The sequence below is a fragment of the Stenotrophomonas sp. STEN008 genome, from assembly GCF_056760435.1.
Window position 1 is genome coordinate 1 of the sequence record NZ_JBRRET010000030.1, and the last position, 16,488, is coordinate 16,488.

General features: G+C 69.0%; 13 protein-coding genes. 7 read left to right on the forward strand and 6 right to left on the reverse strand.

Features of this window, described 5'->3' with window-relative positions; genetic code table 11:
* Positions 1-147: 147 nt before the first annotated feature.
* On the forward strand, positions 148-546 hold the full coding sequence (locus ACVOME_RS13765) for a hypothetical protein (protein ID WP_481505189.1): 399 nt from the start codon (positions 148-150) through the stop codon (positions 544-546).
* A gap of 47 nt (positions 547-593) precedes the next feature.
* Here ACVOME_RS13765 and recD read toward each other — a convergent pair whose 3' ends face one another.
* From recD to recC, 3 genes are read right to left on the reverse strand one after another with little or no spacing between them, the layout of a single operon-like run.
* Complete coding sequence (gene recD, locus ACVOME_RS13770) at positions 594-2,474, reverse strand: exodeoxyribonuclease V subunit alpha (protein WP_065182150.1); 1,881 nt, start codon at positions 2,472-2,474, stop codon at positions 594-596.
* Complete coding sequence (gene recB / locus ACVOME_RS13775; protein ID WP_476342974.1) at positions 2,471-6,145, reverse strand: exodeoxyribonuclease V subunit beta; 3,675 nt, start codon at positions 6,143-6,145, stop codon at positions 2,471-2,473. The genes recD and recB overlap by 4 nt, the downstream gene beginning before the upstream one ends.
* Positions 6,142-9,492 (reverse strand): exodeoxyribonuclease V subunit gamma, encoded by a 3,351-nt coding sequence (recC, locus tag ACVOME_RS13780; protein WP_481505190.1) that lies wholly within the window; start codon positions 9,490-9,492, stop codon positions 6,142-6,144. Before recC ends, recB begins: the two co-directional genes overlap by 4 nt.
* A 190-nt stretch (positions 9,493-9,682) precedes the next feature.
* Here recC and ACVOME_RS13785 point away from each other — a divergent pair, with 190 nt between their 5' ends.
* The 6 genes from ACVOME_RS13785 to ACVOME_RS13810 are packed head-to-tail and all read left to right on the forward strand — an operon-like array spanning position 9,683 to position 13,769.
* Positions 9,683-10,471 carry an ABC transporter ATP-binding protein gene (locus ACVOME_RS13785; RefSeq protein WP_065174056.1) on the forward strand — a complete coding sequence of 263 codons (789 nt, stop codon included), beginning with the start codon at positions 9,683-9,685 and terminating at the stop codon, positions 10,469-10,471.
* A complete protein-coding gene (locus ACVOME_RS13790; protein ID WP_053517248.1) occupies positions 10,471-11,220 on the forward strand; it encodes an MlaE family lipid ABC transporter permease subunit in 750 nt (249 codons plus the stop codon). The genes ACVOME_RS13785 and ACVOME_RS13790 overlap by 1 nt, the downstream gene beginning before the upstream one ends.
* Positions 11,221-11,278: 58 nt before the next feature.
* Positions 11,279-11,803 carry an outer membrane lipid asymmetry maintenance protein MlaD gene (mlaD, locus tag ACVOME_RS13795; RefSeq protein ID WP_053517247.1) on the forward strand — a complete coding sequence of 175 codons (525 nt, stop codon included), beginning with the start codon at positions 11,279-11,281 and terminating at the stop codon, positions 11,801-11,803.
* Positions 11,800-12,462, forward strand: coding sequence for an MlaC/ttg2D family ABC transporter substrate-binding protein (locus ACVOME_RS13800; protein ID WP_065174058.1), 663 nt, complete (start codon positions 11,800-11,802; stop codon positions 12,460-12,462). Before mlaD ends, ACVOME_RS13800 begins: the two co-directional genes overlap by 4 nt.
* Positions 12,452-12,763 carry an STAS domain-containing protein gene (locus tag ACVOME_RS13805; RefSeq protein WP_053517244.1) on the forward strand — a complete coding sequence of 104 codons (312 nt, stop codon included), beginning with the start codon at positions 12,452-12,454 and terminating at the stop codon, positions 12,761-12,763. The genes ACVOME_RS13800 and ACVOME_RS13805 overlap by 11 nt, the downstream gene beginning before the upstream one ends.
* A 1-nt stretch (position 12,764) precedes the next feature.
* The gene (locus ACVOME_RS13810; RefSeq protein WP_065174059.1) at positions 12,765-13,769 is read left to right on the forward strand and encodes an MlaA family lipoprotein; all 1,005 of its coding nucleotides are present in this window, start codon (positions 12,765-12,767) and stop codon (positions 13,767-13,769) included.
* Positions 13,770-13,826: 57 nt separating this feature from the next.
* Here the strand turns inward: ACVOME_RS13810 and ACVOME_RS13815 are convergent, their stop codons facing one another.
* The 3 genes from ACVOME_RS13815 to ACVOME_RS13825 all read right to left on the reverse strand — a co-directional run bounded on the left by ACVOME_RS13815 (position 13,827) and on the right by ACVOME_RS13825 (position 16,464).
* On the reverse strand, positions 13,827-14,372 hold the full coding sequence (locus ACVOME_RS13815) for a glutathione peroxidase (RefSeq protein ID WP_065174060.1): 546 nt from the start codon (positions 14,370-14,372) through the stop codon (positions 13,827-13,829).
* Between the two features lie 68 nt (positions 14,373-14,440).
* On the reverse strand, positions 14,441-14,830 hold the full coding sequence (locus ACVOME_RS13820) for a hypothetical protein (RefSeq protein ID WP_065174061.1): 390 nt from the start codon (positions 14,828-14,830) through the stop codon (positions 14,441-14,443).
* 71 nt (positions 14,831-14,901) lie between these two features.
* The gene (locus ACVOME_RS13825) at positions 14,902-16,464 is read right to left on the reverse strand and encodes a DNA recombination protein RmuC (protein ID WP_065174062.1); all 1,563 of its coding nucleotides are present in this window, start codon (positions 16,462-16,464) and stop codon (positions 14,902-14,904) included.
* Positions 16,465-16,488 lie beyond the last annotated feature (24 nt).

Sequence of the window (16,488 nt, forward strand, 5' to 3'; positions counted from 1 at the left end):
GCTCGGGCTGGGGCTGCCTGTGCGCAGGTGCGTGCGTTTTTCCGTGTCGCGGCCGTCGGCTGCCCGATCGTGCGAAAATACCCCCCCCCCCCCCCGCGGGGGGGCCCCCCCCCGGGCGGCCTTTCGCCCCGACAACAGGACGGTTCAATGAGTTACGACATGATGGTGTTCGAGGCCAGCGTCGCCCCGCGTGAGGCGGCAGCGTTCATCGCCTGGTTCGAGAAGCAGACCGCCTGGGGCGAGAACCACGAGTACGACGATCCGGTGGTCAGCAGTCCGGCACTGCAGGGCTGGTTCGCCGCGATGGCACGGGAGTTCCCGCCCTTGAATGGTCCGCTGAGCAACGATGGGGACGATCGCGCCGAGGTCACCGACTACAGCATCGGCCGGCACGTCATCTACGGTGCGTTTGCCTACTCCGTGGCCGAGCGTGCGCACGGCCGGGTACAGGACCTTGCGGAGGAGCACGGGGTGGGCTTCTTTGATGTCAGCGCGGATGAAGCGGCCATCGTCTTCCCCGATGGCCTGGTGCTGATCGCGGAATGACGCCGGGGCGGATCCCGTTCCCGTTGGGAAGGGGGTCCGACCCCGGTTCAGAACAACTGGCCCTGCACCGTGGGCTGTTCCATGCGCGCTGGTTGTTCGGCCACCTCTTCTGCACCCAGCCGCCAGGCCAGGCCGCCGATTCGACTGGCATGGCGCTTGAGCGCGGCCTGCAGCACGTCGGCACTGGCCGCCACATGCAGGACCTGGCGGGCACGGGTCAGCCCGGTGTAGATCAGCTCGCGCGACAGCACGCGACTGTCCTGCCGTGGCAGTTGCAGCCAGACCTCATCGAACTCCGAGCCCTGTGCCTTGTGCACGGTCATTGCGAACGCGCTCTCGTGCGCCGGCAATGCGGCCGGATGGAAGGCGCGCGGCTGATCGGCGGTGTCGCCGGGGAACCACGCCACCATCGCGCCCGTGCTGTCGCGCAGGCAGATGCCGACATCGCCGTTGAACAAGCGATGCCGATAGCTGTTCTCGGTTACCAGCAGCAGGCGCCCCTGGAAGTAGCCCGGGGTGGTGCCGGCCAGCAGCTGTTCGATCCGCTCGTTGAGGCCACGGGCTCCCTGCGGCCCTTCACGCAGCGCGGTCAGCACGCGCAGGCGGCCGGCCTGCTGCAGTGCCAGGACCGGGTCCCGGATATCGGCCAATGCACGCCAGCGGCCCAGCAGATGCTCACGCTGGTCACGCAGCGGATCCGGCTCCCCTTCGTGGAAGCGGACTCCCGACAGTTCGCCACTGCGCAGCAGTCGCAGCGTGGTGACGCTGTCGCCATCGCGGACGGCACGCGCCAACGGTGCCAGATCCAATGCGTCGCTCTGCCGGTAACCGCGCTGCAGCTGCACCCGCCGACCGGTGAATGCATGGACCGGCGCCGGCGGCTGCAATGCCGGTGCCGCCAACACCCCCTGCAACGCCAGTGCATCATCGACGCGCGTGCCCATGCCATCACCGCTGGCTCGCAGGATCGCGCCCAGCACGTCGCCGGCTTCGACCGAGGGCAGCTGGTCAGGATCGCCGAGCAGGATCAGACGGGTGCCGCTGGCGATGGCATCGACCAGCTTGGCCATCATCGGCAGATCGATCATCGACGCTTCGTCGATCACCACCACATCCAGCGGCAGCGGATTATCGGCGTGGTGGCGGAAGCGGGGCGAGTCGGGAATGACGCCCAGCAGGCGATGCAGGGTGGTACCGGTGGTAGGCAGTGCGGCGCACAGCGCCGGGTCCAGGCCCTCCTCCTGCAACCGCTGCACGGCCAGACGCAGGCTTTCAGCCATCCGCTCTGCGGCGCGGCCGGTCGGTGCGGCCAAGGCCACCTTCGGCGGTGGCTGGCCGGCATGCGCTGCCTGCGCAGCCAGCAACAGCAGCAGGCGCGCGATGGTGGTGGTCTTGCCGGTGCCGGGTCCTCCGGTCACCAGCGCCAAGGGATGACGCAGGGTCACGCCTGCCGCGCGCGCCTGATGATCCTCGGCATCCCGGGCCTGCGGGAACAGCCGTGCGAACAGAGGCGCCAACGCGGGCAGATCCGGCGCCGGCAGCGGATGGCCGCCGATGCGCTGCAGGCCTGCCGCCAGCTGCCGCTCGTACTCGCGATAGCGGCGCAGGTACAGCAGGCCATTCTCCATCACCAGCGGGGCGTCATCTGCGACAGCATCGGCGCGCCCGGGGGTCGCGACCCAGGGCGAGGCGCGCAGCTGCTCGATCCAGGATTGCGGCGCCGGCCAGGCGGATACGCCTTCCAGCAGCCGGTGCGGCTGCGCCGGATCGAAACCGGCATGCCCCAGCGATACCGCCAGCGAGGCCAGGGCCGCCGCCAGGGCCACGTCCTCCGGGGTGTCCGTGCGCAGGCGCTGCAGGCCGGTCGCCAAGGCGTGGTCGATCGTCCGCAGCTGGCCATTGCGGTACAGATCCCTGAGCAGGCTCATGCGCTGGCTCCAAGCGCGCGTGCCGCCAGCTCGGCCTGGGCCTGCCTGCCTCCGGCGAACAACGCATCGAGCGCGTCCACCAGTTCGAGCGGGAAACGATCGGTGTAGACACCATTGCCAGTGCCATCCAGGCCGCGGCAGAACAGATAGCGGATGCCGCCCATGTCGCGTTCGTAGCGGTAGGCCGCCCCCAGCCGGAAGCGCAGCCAGCGATGCAGCGCGACGGTATAGATCAGGGCCTGCAGGTCGTACTCGCTGTGGCGCATGGCGATGGCCAGCAGGTCGGGGCTGTAGCCCGGCAGCCGGTTGGATTTGTAGTCGAGCACGTACCAGCGGCCATCGCGCACGTAGGTGAGGTCGATCATGCCGGTCATCAGCCCTTCCAGCCGGCGGCGCTGGCCGAAGCCCCGGCGCGCGCTGGCGATGCCGTGGGCATGCAGTACATCCAGCAGTGCCGGCACAGCGGTCGGCTCGATGGCGAAGTGGAAGTCGATCTCGGCGCGGCGATCCTGCGCGGGCACGCTGTACAGCGCGCCGCCCTCCGGCAGCTCCGCGATGAGGGTCTGTCCGACCAGTGGCACCAGCACCGCGATGCCGTCATCCAGGTCTGCATCTGCATAGCCCTCGTCGCGCAATGCCTTGCGCAGCACGGCGGCCTGGCCTTCCGGCGCTTCCTGGCCGGGCTGCCAGGCGCCCCATGCGGTGAAGTCGACGTTCTCCATCGCTTCGTGCAGCACGTTGCCGAAGCGGCTGCCCATGAAACGCGGGTCGACCGGCGCGGCCTCTTCGGTCGCGGCAGGATCCGGCAGCGCGGGCTCCAGGGGCAGCTCCGCGCCAACCGGTTCGTCGGCCGCCGGCGCCGGAAGTTCGGTGGCGGCCGCCTCGATGTCACTGCCACTGCCGGCATCGGCATGGGCCAGCTGGGTGAAGCTGTATACCCACCAGTCGTGGGGCACGCGACGCGCCTGCGTGCGCACTGCCGGAAGTTCGCCGTCCATTTCCACCGCCAGCTGCGGCAGCTGCGCCACCGGCTCGCTGTCGTCGACCTGCACATCGGCGCACCCGCGCAGGGCCTGCAGGTCGCCCAGCAATGGCGCCAGTGCGGTCCTGGCAAGACCGGCGAGGTCACCGATGGCGATCCACAGCGCGTGCTCGGCTCGGGTCATGCCGACGTACAGCAGGCGCGCGTCCTCTGCCTGCTGTTCGTGCCGCGCCTGGCGGCTGACTGCGTCCCACACCTCGTCCCTGTCCAGCTTCCAGTGCAGCTGGCGCTCGCCGTCCAGATGCACGGTGCAGTGTGCAGCGCTGTTGTTCGCGCCGCGCTCGATGCCCACGAACGGCAGGAACACCAAGGGGTATTCCAGGCCCTTGCTCTTGTGCAGGGTGATGATCTGCACACGGCGCGCGTCCGATTCCAGGCGCAGCAGCTGCTGCTCATCGTCCTGGTCGGCGCTGGCCATCCGGCCCTGCAGCCAGTCCAGCAGGCCATGCATGCCCAGCGCCTGTGCCGACGCCTCCTGCAGCAGCTCGCCGAGCTGGAGGTAATTGGTCAGCCGGCGCTCGCCATCGATCAGCGCCAGCAGGCGTTCGCCCTGTGCGGCGCAGACGTCGGCGATCACCGCGAACGGGCCGCCGCGCTGCCATCGTTCGCGCCAGTGCAGCAGCTGCGCCTGGAATCCCCGCTGTAGGTCGCCTTCGCGTTCCATCGCTGCGATCGCACTGGCAGGCTGGCCGAGCAGCACGGTGGCCAGCGCGGTACGCAGGCGGCCTTCGTCGGCCGGTTGCAGCAGGGCCAGCAGCAGCGCGCGCAGGTCGCGGGCTTCGCTGGTGGCGAACAGGCTCTGCCTGCCGGCTGCCACCGCGGGAATTCCAACAGCCGCCAGCGCACGCTGTACAAGCGTGGCCTCGCGATGCGAACGCACCAGCACGGCGATGTCAGCCGGCTGCACCGGGCGACCACGCAGCAGGGCCCTGCCGGCGCGCGCGTCCACCAGCACCTGGTGAATGGCGGCCACACAGGCCCGCGTCGCTGCCTCGCGGGAGGCATCGGCAGCCAGCGGCCTGTCACCGCCGCTGCGCAGCACGCGCAGGGTCAGGGCTGCGGCGGCATGGCCATCACGCTGGTAATCCGCATCTACACGTACGCCGCCCGGCCGCACCGGCTCGAAGCGGATGTCACGCTCGAGGAAGGCGTCCTCACCGCCGTTGTCGTACAGCATCTGCAGCACGCGCAGCAGCGCAGGCCGCGAGCGGAAATTCTGGTCCAGTGCCGGCGCAGGCTGCGCAACCTGCCTGGCCTTGAGGTAAGTATGGATGTCGCCGCCGCGGAAGCCATAGATCGCCTGCTTCGGATCGCCGATCAGGAACAGCGCTGGCGCCAGTCCCAGTTCGCGTACCTCCGGCGAATCGCCGAACAGGGTGTGGAAGATGCCCCATTGGCGGTCATCGGTGTCCTGGAACTCATCGACCAGGGCAATGCGGTACTGCGCGCGCAGCCGTTGCACCAGCGTCAGCCGTTGCGGCCCCTGCAGGGCAAGCGCCACGCCGTCGATCAGGTCATCGTAGGTCTGCACCCGTCGCGTCTGTTTCAACAGGGCCAGTCGCTGCGCGGCTTCGGCGCGCAGGGCGTGCAGGAAGCGGATCGCGCGCTGGCGAAGCCACGACATGACCACGTCGGCGGCATCCCACCAGGCCTGCAATGCGTCGAAGAGGGGTGCATCCGGGCATGCGCCCTGCTGATCGTCCCGGCAGAGCGCCTGCATCGAAGTGGGCAGCAGCTTCTCCAGATGGAGTTTTCCATCGCGTGACCAGTCCGCGCCGGCCTGCCCGGCGACCAGGGTGGAGAATGCCTTGTCGAAGCTCGGCCGCTTGGCACGACGTCCATCGAAGACCTTCTTCTCGAACGCCGTGGCGATCTGCCCACGGGCCGCATCAAGACCGGAGTCGATGGCGGACGCGAGGACCTGCGCGGCCTGCAGCATCCGCGGCCGCGGATCGTCCGGCAGCGTCGGCAATGGCAATGGATGCAGCGGCGGTGCGGCCAGCAGCGCGCGCAGGTCGCCTGCCAGTGCGTCCGGGCTCGACCACAACAAGGTCAGCGGCTCCAGTGTGGCCGGATCGTTGGCGTGCACGCGCCACAGGTCAGCCGCCAGTTCCTCCATCAGCTCGCGGTCGCTGGTCAGCAGCTCCGGAGGATCGAAGGTGTGGCCGCTCTCCAGTGCGTGCTCGCGCAGCACGCGGGTGCAGAAGCCGTGGATGGTGAAGATCGCGGCCAGATCGATTTCGTCGGCAGCGACCTGCAGGCGACGCTTCAGCGCCGCCGCGCTCTCATTGCCGGCATCGAGATGGCGCCGCAGGATCTGCCGGGTCAACCGCATGTCGGGTGCCTCGCCGTCGCCCGGAGGCAGGTCGACCATCCGCGCGGCCAGCGCCAGTCGCTCACGGATGCGCTTGCGCAGTTCCTGGGTCGCGGCATCGGTGAAGGTCACCGCCAGGATCTGGCCGATACGCAGGCCCTGCTCGACCACGAGCCGGGTGAACAGCGTGGCCAGGGTGAAGGTCTTGCCGGTGCCGGCACTGGCTTCGATCAGGCGGACGCCATCCAGGGGCAGTGCGAGATACGGGTCGATACCGGGATGTTCGATGGGGCTGCCTGCCACGGTAGCGTTCATCCGGTGACCTCTGTATGTGAACCGGCGCCGGGCACGCGGCCTTCGCGCAGCGCGCCGAACACCACCTGGCTGTTGTGCAGCAGCTCGGCATACCGGGCATCGTCTGCGAAGGGATCGGCACCGCGCATCAGCAACTGCCAGGCGTCACTGCGGGATTCGCCCCAGCTGCGGTCGCTGCCATGCCACTGCTTCCAGCCCTCGCTGCGCTGTTTCTCGCCGCTGGTCGTGTACAGCACCCAGCCGGTGTAGGGAGCGAACCACAACGGCTCACGCAGGCCACGCCGGCGCAGCTGCAGCAGCGCGCGCAGGGCGGCCCGCGCCGCGGGCACGGACAGTGCCGGCAGGACGTGCGGACCCTGACCGGCGTCACCGCCGTCGTGGAACTGGACCAGCGGCAACGCGTCGCCTGCCGCATTGGCCAGCAGCCAGTCCAGCCCCTGGCGGATCACCGCGTTGCCGTTGAGCGTGCCCGCGCGCAGCCGCACCAGACCACCGGGATGGCGATCGGCAACCCGGCCGTGCAGGCGCACGCCGTCGATCTGGACCTCATAGCGGCGGCTTTCCGGCTGTACGCCCTGCATCCAGCCCAGCATTGCGTCGGCATAGGGGCGGGTCTTCGATTGTTCCACCTCGAACTGCCGCTCGCCCAGCGCGCCGGATGGCACCAGCGCGCGTGCGCGCAGCCTCGGGTAGAGCGGGTCGTCATCGCCGGTGAGGGTGGCACGCACCACCGCGGCCTGCACACTGCGCGTGTCCGGCCCTCGCGCGGACAGCACCAGCGGCTCCAGATCGACGACGTCCTCGACCTCATCGGCCAGTCGAAGGCCCAGAGACTGCGACAGGAACTGCCCAGCCGGATCGCACAGAAAACGGCGCAGGCTTTCCAGAGACAGCTCCTCTTCCACCGCAGCTTCGACCGGCGGCGGCAGCGCCGCCGCGTCGAACCACGGCGACAGCCCGCCACGCTGCCCGGCCAGGCGACCGGCTGCGGGATGCCATTGCCGGCGGTAGCTGAAGCGACGCGGGTCGCCATCGCCGAACGCGGCGGGGGAGAACGGCTGCAGCGCGTGGCGGACCGTGAATGCCGCGGCGGCGGCGGCTGGATCGAGGTGGTAGGCCGCCACGGCGTCGATCAGCTCGCTGACCAGCACCGACGGTTCCCGCACGCTGCCATCGCGCGGATCGGCGCCGAGATAACTGAGGTAGAACACGTCCTGTGCGGCGGCGAACAGCTGCAGGAACAGGAAGCGATCGTCCTCGCGGGTGGAACGGTCGCCCGGGCGGCGTCGGGGCGTGTCCAGTTCGGCGGTGAGCTGGTTCAGGCCGGCCGCCGGATCGCGACGCGGGAAATCGCCATCATTGAGGCCGAGTACGCAGATCACCCGGAACGGCAGCAATCGCATCGGCACCATGCGGCCGAAGCTGATGCCGCCGGTCAGCAGCGGTGCACGCGTGTCGGCTTCGGCCAGGGCGGAGGCGAAATGCGCACGTATCACTTCGGGAGGCACCCCGTCGCTGAAGCCGGCCTTGTCTGCGTCTTCGGCGAACTGGTTGAGCAGTTTGCGCAGCCGCTCCAGCGCGCGCTGGCTGTTGGGTGAGCCGGGCGGGGTCGGCAGCAGCGCATCCAGCAGCGACAGCAGGCGCTGCCGCCACTGCGCCGGAGTCAACGTCTCGCCAAGACGGCGCTGGTAGACGGCCAGTACCCGCAGCAGGCGCAGCAGGCGGTCCAGCGCATCCAGCGCGCCACCTTCCAGCCCGGTCCACGGCGCGACGCCGGCCAGGTCGGCATCGCTGCCGGTGGCATGGCCCAGCAGCAGACGATCCAGCGCGAACTGCCAGGTGTAGGCATCATCCGGCGGCGCGCCGTGCCGGGCGCGATGGTCCGCATCCAGCCCCCAGCGTGCGCCCGCCTGCTGCAGCCAGCCATGCAGGCGGTCGAAGTCGGTCGCGTCCAGTCCGGCTGCCTCGGCCAGGGGCGCGCTGGCCAGCAGGTCCAGCATTTCATTCAGCCCGAACCGCGAGACCGGCAGGCCAATCAGGTGCACGAACACATCGGCCAGCGGTTCGCCCGCCAGCGGACTGCTGTCGGCCAACGCGTAGGGAATGTGGTCGTCCTCGCCACCGCGGCCACCGAACACGGCCTCCAGGTAGGGCACGTAGGGATCGATGTCCGGCGCCAGCACGGCGATCTCGCGGGCCTGCAGCGGCGGGTCGAAGCGGTCATCCTCAAGCAGGCCACGCAGCTGGTCGTGCAGGACCTGCAGTTCGCGCAGGCGGGTGTGGCAGGCGTGCACCTGCAGGCTGGGATCATCGCCGGCCAGGCCATCACGCAGTTCGCCGGACGGCAGCGCCCGACGGTGGAACAGATCGCGCTGCAGGCGGTGCAGCAGGCTGTCGGACAGGCCGCCGTCGGCCATCGTCGGCCGCGCGTCGTCTTCCGGGTCGATGTAGGCGGCGATCTCACCGGCCGGGTGTACCACTTCATAGCTGCCCAGCACCGCCATGAAGTCGCGGCCGGCTGCGCCCCAGGCTTCCAGCAGGCGGTTTTCTCCCGCCGCTTCGCCGAAGGGATCGGGAGCGCCGCTGCGCAGCCGCTCGGCCAGGGTCTGCAGGTCGCCCCAGTACGACTGCACCGGGGTGGGCAGGTAGAAATGCAGTTCGCCCACCCGCGCCTGGGTCGCCATGACCCGCAGCACGTCCGGGGAGATGTTGAGCGTCGCGAATGCGGACATGCGCGGCGGCAACCCCTGCGGCAATGGCTGGCCGGCACCCTCGAAGCGGTCCAGGTAGGTCTGGATGCGGCGCGCGCGGTAGCCATGCCCACCGGCAACGGCGCGCCACAGGATCGCCTGGGGATCGGCCGGGTCGGCCCCGGCCTCCCAGCGCAGCAGCCAGTCGCGCCGCCAGGCCTGGTATTTCTCGAACACCGACGCCAGCTCGCCGGCCAGGGCCCAGGGTTTCAGCCCATCGCTGCCGGCAAGATAGGACTGCAGCGCGCGCATCGGTGGTTGCCCGAGCAGCGCCGGATCGCGCAGCGCCCGGTACAGCCGCCAGTGCAGGCCGGCAGCATCGAGATCGTCGGCTTCGCCATCGACGTTGGCGTTGAGCGCACGGGCGACGAACTCACCCGGGGTGAGGAATTCGAGGTTGGCGGCGACACCGTATTCGGCGGCCAATGTCGCCTGCAGCCAGCGCCGCATCGCCACCTGCGGGATCAGCACCACCTCCGGTGCGAGCAGCGGCTGCCCTGGCATCGGCGCACGGACGTTGCGTGCCAGCAGCGCGGCCAGCACATCCAGCGAGTTGGAATGGTAGAGGCGGAAGTCGCTGCCCGGGTCACTCATCATGCACAGTGTGCAGCACGGCTGGCAGTATTCAATGGTCAAACCTGTCACCGGCACGGATTGTTCCGGGTCGCCCGGCGATTGTCCCGACCTGCCCGGGGCCCTGCCGTGCCACAATACTGCACCGTCCAGTCTGCTTATGTTCAGCCGGCTGACCCGATCCTTCGATGTCGAAAAAATGTTAATGGTGCCCATGTCGGCTTCCACCTCCAGTCTGGTGCAGTTGTCCAACGTCCGCATCGACCGGAGCGGACGCACGATCCTGCGCGACGTTTCCCTGCAGGTGCCGAAGGGCAGCATCACCGCCGTGCTCGGTCCCTCCGGCAGCGGCAAGTCGACCCTGCTGGCCGCGCTGACCGGCGAACTGCGCCCGGCGGCCGGCGATATCACCCTGTTCGGCAAGCCGATCCCGCACCGCAGCGCCGAGCTGCTGGAGATGCGCAAGAGCGTCGGCGTCCTGCTGCAGGGCAATGGCCTGCTGACCGACCTCACCGTGGCCGAGAACGTCGCCCTGCCGCTGCGCACCCACACCCGCCTGCCGGCGGCGGTGCTGCGCCGGCTGGTGCAGATGAAGCTGCACGCGGTGGGATTGCTGGCCGCGGCCGATGCCTGGCCGCGCGAGCTGTCCGGCGGCATGGCGCGCCGCGTAGCGCTGGCCCGTGCGCTGGCGCTGGATCCGCCGCTGATGATCTATGACGAGCCGCTGACCGGGCTGGACCCGATCGCGTCCGGGGTGATCATGAGCCTGATCCAGCGTCTCAACCACAGCCTGGGACTGACCAGCATCATCGTCAGCCACCACGTGCACGAGACGCTGCCGATCTGCGACCAGGTGATCGCCATCGCCAACGGCGGCATCGTCTTCCAGGGCACGCCCGACGCGCTGCAGTCCAGCCAGGACCCGTTGCTGCGTCAGTTCCTGCACGGCCAGCCCGATGGCCCCATCCCGTTCGACGCCGAGCCGCGCGCGAGGGTCGCCTGATGCCCTTCATCCAAGCCACCCGCTCGCTGGGCCGCGCCGGCCTGTTCTCGCTGACCGTGCTGCGCGGTTCGCTGCCGACCCGTGATTTCCTGAGCGAACTGACCCGTGAGATCTACAAGATCGGCGCGCGCTCGCTGCCGATCATCGCTGTCGGCGGCGCCTTCGTCGGTCTGGTGTTGACCCTGCAGGGCTACCGCACGCTGACCACCTTCGGCGCGGCCGATGCCCTGTCGACCCTGCTCGGCTTGTCGCTCTACCGTGAACTGGCCCCGGTGCTGACCGCGCTGCTGTTCATCGGCCGTGCCGGCAGCTCGATCGCCGCCGAACTGGGCCTGATGCGCGCCACCGACCAGATCAAGGCACTGGAGCTGATGGCGATCGACCCGGTGGCCAAGGCCGTGGCGCCGCGCTTCTGGGCAGCCGTGCTGACCGTGCCGCTGCTGACCGGCATCTTCTGTTCGCTGGCGATCAGCGCCAGCTACTTCGAAGCGGTGCACGTGCTCGGCCTGGACAATGGCGTGTTCTGGTCGGCGCTGCGCAACAGCGTCGACTTCTGGGACGATTTCGGCGTGGCGATGCTGAAGTCGGCGATCTTCGGCGGCACTGCAGCCCTGGTCGCCGCCTATGTCGGTTTCCACGCCGAGCCGACCATCGAAGGCACTTCGGTGGCCACCACCCGTGCGGTGGTCAATGCCTCCCTGCTGGTGCTGATGTTCAACTTCGTGCTGTCGGCAATGCTGTTCACCTAACCCTTCCATCGGCGGTGCGCGGTGCGCGCGGCCACAACGACTCGATCAGGTACTCCCCATGGCCATCCGCGGTCCCAGACTCGAATTCTCCGTCGGCGCATTCCTGCTGCTGGCCCTGGCGTCGCTGCTGGTGCTGGCCGTGGCTTCCACCAACCAGCGCTGGAGCTGGGGCGGTGACGGCTACGAGCTGAAGGCGCGCTTCTCCCAGGTCGGCCAGCTGCGCAAGCAGGCGCCGGTCAAGATCGGCGGCGTTACCGTCGGCCAGGTTGCCGCGATCGACCTGGACCCGGTCAAGTTCGAATCCATCGTGACCCTGCGCATGGACAGCAAGGTCAAGGACCTGCCGGCGGATACCTCGGCCGGCATCTTCACCAGTGGTTTGCTGGGCGAGAGCTATATCGGTCTTCAGCCCGGTGGTGATCCGGAAGTGCTCAAGCCCGGTGAGGAGATCGTCTTCACCCAGCCGGCAGTGGACCTGATCCAGCTGGTCGGCAAGTACATGTTCAGTGGCGGCGCCGGCGGCGGCGCAGACCCGAAGCCCAACGATGGCGCACAGGCGCCTGCAAAGGAACCGCAACCATGAAGATGAAACTGATCCCGGCCCTGCTCGCGTCCTCGCTGCTGCTGGCGACCCCGTTGCTCGCCCAGGCGCAGGCCGCGGCCCCCGCTGCCGCCGCTCCGCAGGCCCAGGCCGGCAAAGTGGTGATCGATGCCAGCAGCCGCATCCTGTCCACCCTGCAGCAGCGCAAGAGCGAGTTCAGCAGCAATCCGTCCAGCCTGCGCTCCTACATCGACAGCGAACTGAACCGCACCTTCGACCGCGACTACGCGGCGCGCCTGGTGCTGGGCACGCATGCACGCGGCGCGTCGGATGCGGACATCAAGCTGTTCGCCGATGCGATGGCCGACAGCCTGATGCAGCGCTACGGTTCGGCCCTGCTGAACATCCAGGGCAGGCCGAGCTTCCGCCTGAAGGGTGAAAGCCCGCTGCCCGGCAACCGCGGCGTGCGCGTGAGCACCGAGCTGGTGCGTGCGGGCAACGAACCGACGCCCGTCGAGTACTGGATGCGCAACGTGAACGGCCAGTGGAAGATCTTCGACGTCAACATCGAGGGCATCTCCTACGTGCAGACCTTCCGCAACCAGTTCGACAGTCCCCTGCGCCAGAAGGGCATCCGACAGGTGGCCAACGAACTGCACAGCGGCAGCATCCAGGCCGGACCGGCCAGCAATGGCAAGTAACGCGCTGGCACTGCTGGAAGGCGGCACCCTGCGCCTGCGCGGGGCGCTGGATCGTGCCGCTGTCATTGCACTGTGGCCGCAGCTGCAGGCGTTGCCGGCGCAGCTGGCACGGCTGGAACTGGGCGAGGTCGAGCGCGTGGACAGCGCCGGCCTGGCCCTGCTGGCCGAGCTCGCCGCGCGCGCGCGCAAGGCCGGCCACCCCCTGGTGATCTCCGGCATGCCCGCCGGCTACAACGAACTGAGCGCAGCCTACCGGCTGTCGCCCGACCTGGATTTCAACGCTACTTCTGCTGCGAGCTGACATGAACGTCGTACGCGCTCTCCCCCTGATCGTCCTGGCCGCCGCGCTCAGCGCCTGTGCCGGCAAGCCCGCGCGCAGCGATGCGCCGGTTGCCGATACGCTGGTTCCGGCCAGCCCGACCGCCGCCACCGATACCGCCACCGATGCCCCCGCACCGGCAGCGGAGCCCACCCCCGTGGCCAGCGGCGAAACGGCCACGGCCAATACGCCTCCGGCCACGGACGCGTCTGCTGGAACCAGTGCCTCGGCTGCCGCTGCGCAGCCCGGCGGCGACGATGATTTCGACGCGCTGTACGGCGCCGACGGTGCGGCTGGCAACGCGGTGGCCTACGACCCGTGGGAACCGTTCAACCGCAAGGTGCACCGGTTCAACGTGGCGGTCGACAATGCCGTCGCGCGACCGCTGGCGACGGCTTACACCCACGTGGTGCCACGCTTTGCCCGCACCGGTGTGAGCAACTTCTTCAGCAACCTGCGCTCGCCGGTGACGATCGTCAACCAGCTGCTGCAGGGCCGTCCGGATGATGCCTGGGACACGCTGGGTCGCTTCCTGATGAACTCGACGCTGGGTATCGGTGGCCTGTTCGATCCGGCCAGCAAGGCGATGGTCGCCAACCGAAAGGAAGACTTCGGCCAGACGCTGGGTGCATGGGGCTGGCGTCGCTCGCGCTACGTCGAGCTGCCGTTCTTCGGTCCCCGCACCGTGCGTGATGTGTTCGGCCTGGCCGGCGACATGCCGCTCTCGCCGATCCGCAACATCGAAGAGGACAAGGTCCGCATCGGCCTGCAGGGCCTGCAGCTGGTCGACAGCCGCGCGCAGCTGCTGGCGGTGGACGATCTGCGCAGTTCGGCGGTGGACGAATACGCGCTGGTCCGCGATGCGTGGCTGCAGCGTCGCAACTACCAGATCGAGAACGATCTGCGTGGCAAGCGCAACCGCGGCCAGGACGATCCCAACTCGCCGATCCCGATCGATGCGATGCCGATGCCGCAGTGGGGCAACTGAGTCCTGCCGGCACCCGATGAAAAACCCCGCCTCGGCGGGGTTTTTCATTGCGGGCGATCAGGCGCCCAGTGCGGCGTCGACGGCCTCGCGCAGACGCGCATCATCGGCGGCGACATCCGGCGCGAAGCGGGCGATGACCGCGCCGTCGCGGCCCACCAGGAACTTCTCGAAGTTCCACAACACCGCCGGCGCCGGGTGGATCGGAATCTCCTTGCTGGACAGTCGCTCGCGCAGCGGGCCTTCGCCGATGGCCTGCGGCTGCGCGGCGATCAGCTGCTGGTAGAGCGGGTGCGTGTCATCGCCGGCCACGCTGATCTTGGCGAACATCGGGAAGGTGACATCGTAGGTCAGCTGGCAGAACTGCTGGATCTCCGCCTCGCTGCCCGGCTCCTGGCCAAGGAAATTGTTGGCCGGGAAACCGAGCACTTCCAGCCCCTGTGCCTGCTTCTGCGCATACAGCGCCTGCAGGCCCTCGTACTGCGGGGTCAGGCCGCACTTGGAGGCGACGTTGACCAGCAGCAGCACCTTGCCCTGGTAATCGGCAAGACTGGACGGCTGGCCGTCGATGGTGGTGAGGGGAATATCCTGGATCGGGGTGCTCACGCGGGGTGCTCCGGCAACAGCGGGGAATGGCCCATCAGCATAGCGCCACGTGGCTGCGCCGGAACGCCTCAATCCACGCAGAGCGTGCCCTGTGCCTTGCCGTCGTCGATGCGCTGACGACAGCCGAAGTTCTGGCTGACGTCGCGCTGGCAGGTGCCGGTGGCTGCCGTGCCGGCGGCGATGCCGTCGCTGGCCAGGCATTGGCCGGTGCAGTCACGCTTGCTGCTGCACGTCTTTCCTGCGTCGGCGTATGGAATCACGCACTGCAGGCGCTGCAGGCGTCCCAGCGGCTGCAGGGTGCCGCCGGCGGCCTGGCAGTCCACATCCCGCGCGTCCTGGTAGGCCTGGGCGGCCTCCGGGCCTGGCTGGGCATCACCGGCCTGCGTGGCAGGCGGTGTACTGCTGCATGCAGCAAGCACTGCGGCCAGGGCCGCACTGGCGGCAAGGTGGAAACGCATGGCGGTACCTGTTGGCGATGGACAGGCCGCCAGCATACGCATCGCCCCCGTCGGCAGGGTGTCTGCGTCGCTCAGCGGGCGTCGGTCCCGCCTTCACTTCCATCATCCTCGCCGCTGCCTTCCGCATCCCCTTCGCCCAGGTCGCCGAGCAGCGATTGCGCCTGCTCGGTGGCCAGCGATTCCACTCCGCGCAGCCTGCGCTCGATGGTGCGCGTCTTGCGGCTGGCGTCGCCGATGCTGCGGCCCACGGTGCTGATCTGCTTCTCGGCCTTCTCGAGGATGCCGGCGAACTTGCCGAATTCGCTCTTCACCGCCCCCAGCAGGCTCCACACCTCGCTGGACCGCTGCTCGATGGCCAGCGTGCGGAAACCCATCTGCAGGCTGTTGAGCAGAGCGGTGACCGTGGTCGGCCCGGCCACGACCACGCGGTGATCGCGCTGCAGGCCGTCGACCAGGCCCGGACGCCGGATCACTTCGGCATACAGGCCCTCGGTAGGCAGGAACATCACTGCGAAATCCGTGGTGTGCGGCGGCACGATGTACTTCTCGCAGATCGACTTGGCCTGCACCCGCACCGCGCGCTCAAGCTGGATGCCCTGCAGGCGCACGCCCTCGGCATCGCCCTGCTCCTGCGCATCGAGCAGGCGCTCATAGTCCTCACGCGGGAACTTGGAGTCGATCGGCAGCCATACCGGCGTGTCGTCGTTCCTGCGGCCCGGCAGGCGCACGGCGATGTCGACCATCTCGCCACTGTCTGGACGGACCTTGACGCCCCGCGCGTACTGCTCCTGGGTCAGGGTCTGCTCGAGAATGTTCTCCAGCTGCACTTCGCCCCAGCTGCCGCGGTTCTTGACGTTGGTCAGCACGCGCTTGAGGTCGCCGACGCCGGTGGCCAGCTGCTGCATCTCGCCCAGCCCGCGCTGCACCTGCTCCAGGCGTTCGGAGACCAGGGTGAACGACTGGCCCAGTCGTGTTTCCAGCGTCGACTGCAGCTTCTCATCGACGGTGTGGCGCATCTGCTCCAGCTTCTGGGCGTTGTCGTTCTGCAGCGCGCGCAGCTGCTCTTCCAGAGTGGCGCGCATCTCGGTGATGCGCTGTTCATTGCGCTGGGTCAGCTCCTGCAGCCGCAGGCCCAGGCTCTCGGTCAGACGCTGCTGGGACAGCGCCCCCTCCTCGCGGCCCTTGCGTGCATCGTCCACCAGGGTCTGGCGCAGCGCGCCGAGCTGGGCATCGGTGCGGCCGGTGAGTTCCTGCAGCTGCTGGCCGAAGGCATGGATGCGCGCCTCCTGCTGTTGGCCGAAGCTCTCCAGCTGGCCTCGCAGTTCCTGCAGCCGCTGCGCCAGCAGGGCGCCGCTGCGCTGCTGGCTGTCGGCGGCTTCGGCGCGTGCCTTGCGTGCATCCTCGCCCAGCGCCTCGCGCAGCAGGTCCAGGCGCTGGTCGGTGCGGGTCGACAGGTCGGTCAGCGCCCGGGCAAAGCCATCCAGCTGTTCGCGCAATTCACTGCGGCCGGCCCGCGCCTCCTCGCGTACGGCCTGCTCCAGCCGATCATGCGGTGGGCGGCGCAGCAGGGCGACCAGCTGCAGGATGAGCACGACCAACAGGAGGCCGGCGATGAGCAGGAATTCGGTTTGCATGGCACCAGTGTAGGCTGGGCCAGT

Coding starts and splice junctions, on each gene's coding strand:
- ACVOME_RS13820 (WP_065174061.1), bottom strand. CDS start 14,830: ATGCGTTTCCACCTTGCCGCCAGTGCGGCCCTGGCCGCAGTGCTTGCT.
- mlaD (WP_053517247.1), top strand. CDS start 11,279: ATGGCCATCCGCGGTCCCAGACTCGAATTCTCCGTCGGCGCATTCCTG.
- ACVOME_RS13825 (WP_065174062.1), bottom strand. CDS start 16,464: ATGCAAACCGAATTCCTGCTCATCGCCGGCCTCCTGTTGGTCGTGCTC.
- ACVOME_RS13810 (WP_065174059.1), top strand. CDS start 12,765: ATGAACGTCGTACGCGCTCTCCCCCTGATCGTCCTGGCCGCCGCGCTC.
- recB (WP_476342974.1), bottom strand. CDS start 6,145: ATGAACGCTACCGTGGCAGGCAGCCCCATCGAACATCCCGGTATCGAC.
- ACVOME_RS13800 (WP_065174058.1), top strand. CDS start 11,800: ATGAAGATGAAACTGATCCCGGCCCTGCTCGCGTCCTCGCTGCTGCTG.
- ACVOME_RS13765 (WP_481505189.1), top strand. CDS start 148: ATGAGTTACGACATGATGGTGTTCGAGGCCAGCGTCGCCCCGCGTGAG.
- recC (WP_481505190.1), bottom strand. CDS start 9,492: ATGATGAGTGACCCGGGCAGCGACTTCCGCCTCTACCATTCCAACTCG.
- ACVOME_RS13805 (WP_053517244.1), top strand. CDS start 12,452: ATGGCAAGTAACGCGCTGGCACTGCTGGAAGGCGGCACCCTGCGCCTG.
- ACVOME_RS13785 (WP_065174056.1), top strand. CDS start 9,683: ATGTCGGCTTCCACCTCCAGTCTGGTGCAGTTGTCCAACGTCCGCATC.
- ACVOME_RS13790 (WP_053517248.1), top strand. CDS start 10,471: ATGCCCTTCATCCAAGCCACCCGCTCGCTGGGCCGCGCCGGCCTGTTC.
- recD (WP_065182150.1), bottom strand. CDS start 2,474: ATGAGCCTGCTCAGGGATCTGTACCGCAATGGCCAGCTGCGGACGATC.